This window comes from Blastomonas sp. (assembly GCF_041747255.1).
Taxonomy (GTDB): Bacteria; Pseudomonadota; Alphaproteobacteria; order Sphingomonadales; family Sphingomonadaceae; genus Blastomonas.
Genome location: NZ_JBGTFM010000311.1, coordinates 1 through 5,250 on the forward strand (window position 1 = coordinate 1; position 5,250 = coordinate 5,250).

Consider the following 5,250-nt stretch of genomic DNA (forward strand, 5'->3'; position numbering starts at 1 on the left):
TGGTTTGCGCATCTTGCAGCGATATATGCGGCATAAGAGCTGCCCGGCCTAAGGACGGAAGAAGTGCAGTTGAGAAGAACGCGAGTCTTCTCGCACATAATGGCAAGCCCTGAGGAGCAACGGAATGACTATGCAGATGAACATCCGGACCGTCGACGGCATCTCTATGCGCTGGCATGAGCAGGGCGAAGGCATACCGCTTATCCTGATCCACGGAATTCCAACCGGGCCCGAGCTTTGGCGGCATGTCCTCCCGAGAATTAAGGGAGCACGTTGTCTGGTTTGGGAGATGCCAGGATATGCGGGTTCGATCCGCGCCGGCCAGGACCGCGACATCTCGGTGGCAAAGCAAGCCGACTACCTTATCGCTTGGATGACGGCGTTGAAAATCGAGCGTGCCGTGTTCGGTGGACATGATCTCGGCGGGGGCGTGGCCCAGATCGCGGCGGTCCGACACCCCTATCGCTGCGGCGGACTTTTTCTGACAAACGCAATCGCCTACGATTCTTGGCCAATTCCGAGCGTCAAAGCGCTGCGTGCCACCCGTGGCGCCGTGCGCCATCTGCCGAATGCGGCGCTGAAGATGATCATGGCGACCCTGTTCCGGCGCGGCCACGACGACGCTGAGCAGGCACGCGAAGCGCTAGAAATGCATTTCCCGTACTACCGCGACAATGGTGGCGGCGCGGCATTGGCCAGACAAGTTGCGGCGCTTGACGTTCGTGACACCACGGCCGTGGCCCCGGAACTCTCCGGGCTAAATATCCCGGCGCGGATTGCCTGGGGTACGGCGGATCAGTTCCAGAAAATGAGGTTTGGAGAGCGTCTGGCACATGATCTTTCTGCCCCGCTTCGCCGCATCGAAGGCGGCAAGCATTTCACGCCAGAGGACCATCCGGATGTGATCGCGGAAGAGATCAACCTGCTTATCGCAAGCTTCGGGGCGGACGATCGACAAGTATGACACTGCTTCGTACTGGGGTGCAAATCTCTGAATACGATGAAGTAAAGACACTAACCCTGTTTTTGAAACCACTCTCAATGGGAATTTCCCTGCTGTCAATTGCGTGAAATTCACGTCTTCGATGATCAGGTAGGAATCGCCACCTATCGCTTGGGTGCGACATACACGGCCTTACGTACGCTAACCGGACAACTTCAGACTGGGCAGCCGTTCGTGCAGACGGACTAGAACGAAAATCTTCCTGAAGCGCGAATATAAATAAAATAAGGATATTTTACCAATTTTTCTGCAATAATAAGAACATAACATCGATGCTGTGTTGGAGCCAAAACACTTGCTTCAGCATCCGTCACCAACGCGAGACAGCAGACCCATCCACCGTATGGATACTGACACTGCTTCGTTTGCAGACAGCGCAATGATAGCCATATCAGGCGGACTGGAAAAAGGGGATATACCTATGTCACGCATTTTCTTTGCTGCCGCGGCGGCCACTGCAGCCCTTGCTTCGCCTGCATTCACGCAAGAGGCTGGATTCGGCCCTCTGCTTACCCCTGCCGAATTGATGCAGGTACAGCAGACCGTAGATCCACTCGTCATCGACATCCGTAGCGATGCCTATGCCGAGGGCCACATTCCCGGGGCCACATCCGCCCCTTACGATCTCTTTCGCGGCCCCGCCGACAACCCAGGCCAGGTGCCGACTGAGGAGCAGCTGACCCAGGTTCTTCAAAACATTGGCGTCGAGGCAGACCGGCCCGTGGTTGTGGTGCACCAGGGGACCGACGTGACAGACTTCGGCGCTGCTGCTCGCGTCTATTGGACACTAAAATCCAGCGGCGTCTCTGAACTCGCAATTCTCAATGGCGGCATGACCGCTTGGAACGAGGCCGGCCTCGAGCAGTCAATAGAAGCGACCAAGGCACCCGAGAGCAGTATCGAGGTCACTTTCTCCGAGGAGTGGCTCGCCACCGCCGAGGATGTGCAGCAGATCCTGAACGCTGGCGACAAGGCCCTTCTTCTCGACGCGCGCCCAGAGAGCTTCTGGAATGGCCAAGAGGCGCACGCGGCCGCGGCCCGTCCCGGCACATTGCCACAGTCGGAGTATTTCACTCATGATGGCTGGTTTGAGTCTGGCCCCGTGATTGTCAACGCTGGCTCCGCTCAAGAGCTGGCCGAGGCCCAGGGCTTCACCGATGAGGAGCAGATTATTTCCTTTTGCAATACGGGGCATTGGGCGGCGACCAATTGGTTTGCGCTGAGCGAGCTGGCGGGGATCGAGAACGTTAAGCTCTACCCGGAGTCCATGGTAGGCTGGTCAAACGCCGGCTACGAGATGGCCAATGTACCCGGCCTATTCGAGAACCTGTGGAATCAAGTCACCGGTCAAAACTAAGGTGAGATATGACTGAAGCTGTCGCGGTAGCAAGGCACATGCCGCCCCTCTTGCCGCGCGCTACCCTCATCGGGGCAGCGCTGTTGATGGTGGGCCTTCTCGCCGTCACTGCAGGCGCGCGCTACGGACTCCTTTTAGCCGTGGGTCTGGGTCTCGGCATGACACTGGAAGGGCTGCGCTTTGGCTTCGCCGGCCCTTCGCGAGCGATGATTTTGCGAAGAGATCCGGCTGGCCTTCTCGCTCAGCTCATCGCAATCGGCCTCGTCGCAACCGTTGCCATTCCTTTGCTCGCCTCGCGAAGCGAAGAGATGATTGGCGCTCATGCTCCTGTCGGCTTCGCCATGGTCGGTGGTGCATTTGTTTTCGGCGCCGCAATGCAAGTTGTTCTGGGCTGCGGCTCGGGCACACTGGTCAATGCTGGCGCCGGTAATCCTGTGGCTCTCGTCGCACTACCTTTCTTCGCGATTGGAAGCTTCGCAGGAGCCTATCACCTGTTCTGGTGGACCGATCTTGGTACCTTGCCCGAAATTGTGCTTACCGGCGTTCCTGGCCTCGTAATCACCCTCGCCGGTTTGGTGGCAGTGGGATCTGTTCTTCTTTGGCTCGCGGCACCGGGCACCCGCAGAATTCCGCGCAGGCTCTGGCTGGCCGCCCTTCTGGTTGCGGGACTTGCAATCGCCAACCTTCTTGTCGCCGGCCAGCCGTGGGGCGTGGTTTACGGTTTGGGCCTTTGGACGGCAAAGGCCGCAACAGCCGCGGGTGCTGATCTCTCTGGCTCGCTCTTCTGGTCTGCACCCGCGAACGTAGAGCGCGTTTCAGAAAGCCTGCTTACAGACGTGACCTCCGTCACGAACATCGGCCTGATCGGCGGCGCCTTCCTGATCGCCGCCTGGCGCGGCGGGCTTGAGCAGGGCCTGCCAAAACTGCCGGCGCGAGCGTGGATTGCCACTGTGGTCACGGGCCTCCTGCTGGGCTATTCCTCCCGGCTGGCTTTCGGCTGCAACGTGGGGGCATTCTTCAGCGGCATCTCAACCGGCAGCCTCCACGGTTGGGCTTGGTTCGCCGCAGGATTTGCCGGCTCAGTCGCGGGGGTGAAACTGCGACCTTGGCTAGGACTTGAGGGCGGCAGATGAAAACGCGCCGCCTGACCGGCTTCGCTGCGCTCGCCTTTCTCAGCGGGCTTTTGATCCTTGATCGGTGGGTGAGCGAGCCGTTAAACCCCTATCAAGCACCCCCCATCGTCGCTTACGGTTCAGGTCTTGCTTCAGGTGGTGCGCACTGTGCGGCAATGCCCTCGGCCAACTAACCGACAGTATCGGATGGACCCGACTAAAAGGGGGACAAGAGGTTGAAATTTGAACGTCCCGCACGAGCGGGACATTCATAATCTAATTGTCGTTAAGAACGTCGGTCAAAGAACGTTTTCGGCGGCACTATTTTCGAGGAATGGATAGTCGATGTACCCATCGGCGTCGCCCCCGTAGTATGTGGTGCTGTCCCCTTCGTTCAATGTCGCGTTCAAGCGAAGTCTCTGAGGCAGGTCAGGGTTGGCAATGAAGAGCCTTCCGAAAGCCACCGCGTCAGCATGGCCCTCGGCTACGGCCTTTGCCGCAGTGTCGCCATCATAGCCGCCGTTGACGATGTAGAAACCGCTCCATTTAGCACGTAGCTGCTTCATGATGTCGGCTTGAGTGGCGTCCGTCTCGGCGCCTGGAGCCTGTTCGACCATGTGCAGATAAGCGAGCCCCCGCTTGTCGAGTTGCCCGACGATATAGCCGTAGTTCGCCGCAGGATCGCTGTCCGACACGTCATTGAACTGCCCGAGCGGTGAAAGGCGCACGCCGATGCGGTTCGCAGGCCAGACCTCGGACACGGCATCAAGCACTTCGTCGAGGATGCGCATCCTATTCTCCACCGAGCCGCCATAGGCGTCAGTACGATCGTTCACACCGTCCATCAAAAACTGCTCGAGCAGGTATCCGTTGGCGGCATGGACCTCGATGCCGTCAAAGCCCGCGTCCTTGGCCGCCTTCGCTGCCGTAACGTAGTCCGCGATGGTTTGCCGGATGCCTTCCTCCGTCAGCGCATCGGGTTTCGACACTGGCTCGAAGCCGTTTTCGGTATAGGTGGACGCATCCGCTGCCTTATCGGTCGACGACACCGGGTTACAGTGTAGCGCGTCAACCATCTTGTCCTTGAGCGACAACCACGTTGGCCGGTTTTCGGGCGGTTGGGTTGGCGTTTTTTGAGGCTGTTTTCTGGTCAGCTTTCTCCTTCGTTGTGGTTGTCGGTGATGGTTGTCGCTGGTGTTCTGGCCAGCGCCGCCATGCTTGAGGCGGCGGCGCGTTGGCGGAAGCTTTCGGCATTCATCTCTAGGATCGCGGCATGGTGGACGAGGCGGTCGATGGCGGCGACGGTCATCGCCTTGTCGGGGAAGATCTGGTCCCATCCGCTGAACGGCTGGTTGGCGGCGATGGCGATGCTGCGATATTCGTAGCGCCGGGCAATCAGTTCGAACAGCACGCCGGTTTCAGCCTGATCCTTGTGGGCATAGGTGATGTCGTCGAGGATGATCAGGTCGAACTTGTCGAGCTTGGCAAGTGCGGCTTCCAGGACGAGGTCACGCCGGGCGGCCTGAAGCCGCTGCACAAGATCGCTTGTCCGGGTATAGAACACGCGGTGCCCCGTTTCGATCAGGGCATGGCCGATCGCGCAAAGGACGTGCGTCTTGCCGGTGCCGGAATTGCCAATGGCGATCAGGTTGCCGCCGCCCTCCAGCCAGTCGCCGGTCGCGAGAGCCTCGACCCGGGCGCGCGGCAGGGTCGGCAGCGCCTTGAAGTCGAAGGTTGCGAGGGTTTTGCCCGCAGGCAGTTGCGCCTCGTTCAGATGG

6 protein-coding genes are annotated in these 5,250 nt (G+C 59.4%); 4 read left to right on the top strand and 2 right to left on the bottom strand.

Going from position 1 to position 5,250, the window contains the following annotated elements; translation table 11 throughout:
- Positions 1-124: 124 nt before the first annotated feature.
- The 4 genes from ACEW8G_RS10650 (at position 125) to ACEW8G_RS10665 (ending at position 3,666) form a co-directional block, all read left to right on the top strand.
- Positions 125-964 carry an alpha/beta fold hydrolase gene (locus ACEW8G_RS10650; RefSeq protein ID WP_373488398.1) on the top strand — a complete coding sequence of 280 codons (840 nt, stop codon included), beginning with the start codon at positions 125-127 and terminating at the stop codon, positions 962-964.
- Positions 965-1,424: 460 nt separating this feature from the next.
- The gene (locus ACEW8G_RS10655) at positions 1,425-2,360 is read left to right on the top strand and encodes a sulfurtransferase (protein ID WP_373488399.1); all 936 of its coding nucleotides are present in this window, start codon (positions 1,425-1,427) and stop codon (positions 2,358-2,360) included.
- Between the two features lie 8 nt (positions 2,361-2,368).
- Positions 2,369-3,493 carry a YeeE/YedE family protein gene (locus ACEW8G_RS10660; RefSeq protein ID WP_373488400.1) on the top strand — a complete coding sequence of 375 codons (1,125 nt, stop codon included), beginning with the start codon at positions 2,369-2,371 and terminating at the stop codon, positions 3,491-3,493.
- On the top strand, positions 3,490-3,666 hold the full coding sequence (locus tag ACEW8G_RS10665) for a hypothetical protein (RefSeq protein ID WP_373488401.1): 177 nt from the start codon (positions 3,490-3,492) through the stop codon (positions 3,664-3,666). Before ACEW8G_RS10660 ends, ACEW8G_RS10665 begins: the two co-directional genes overlap by 4 nt.
- Positions 3,667-3,771: 105 nt before the next feature.
- On the opposite strand, the gene ACEW8G_RS10670 is transcribed toward ACEW8G_RS10665, so the two are convergent.
- Complete coding sequence (locus ACEW8G_RS10670) at positions 3,772-4,566, bottom strand: hypothetical protein (RefSeq protein ID WP_373488402.1); 795 nt, start codon at positions 4,564-4,566, stop codon at positions 3,772-3,774.
- 56 nt (positions 4,567-4,622) lie between these two features.
- Positions 4,623-5,250, bottom strand: a 628-nt coding sequence (gene istB / locus ACEW8G_RS10675) for an IS21-like element helper ATPase IstB (RefSeq protein WP_373488403.1), incomplete at its 5' end; no start/stop codon positions are given.

Excerpts from the sequence above, each read along its gene's own strand:
- ACEW8G_RS10650 (WP_373488398.1), top strand. The coding sequence starts at position 125 with ATGACTATGCAGATGAACATCCGGACCGTCGACGGCATCTCTATGCGC.
- ACEW8G_RS10655 (WP_373488399.1), top strand. The coding sequence starts at position 1,425 with ATGTCACGCATTTTCTTTGCTGCCGCGGCGGCCACTGCAGCCCTTGCT.
- ACEW8G_RS10660 (WP_373488400.1), top strand. The coding sequence starts at position 2,369 with ATGACTGAAGCTGTCGCGGTAGCAAGGCACATGCCGCCCCTCTTGCCG.
- ACEW8G_RS10665 (WP_373488401.1), top strand. The coding sequence starts at position 3,490 with ATGAAAACGCGCCGCCTGACCGGCTTCGCTGCGCTCGCCTTTCTCAGC.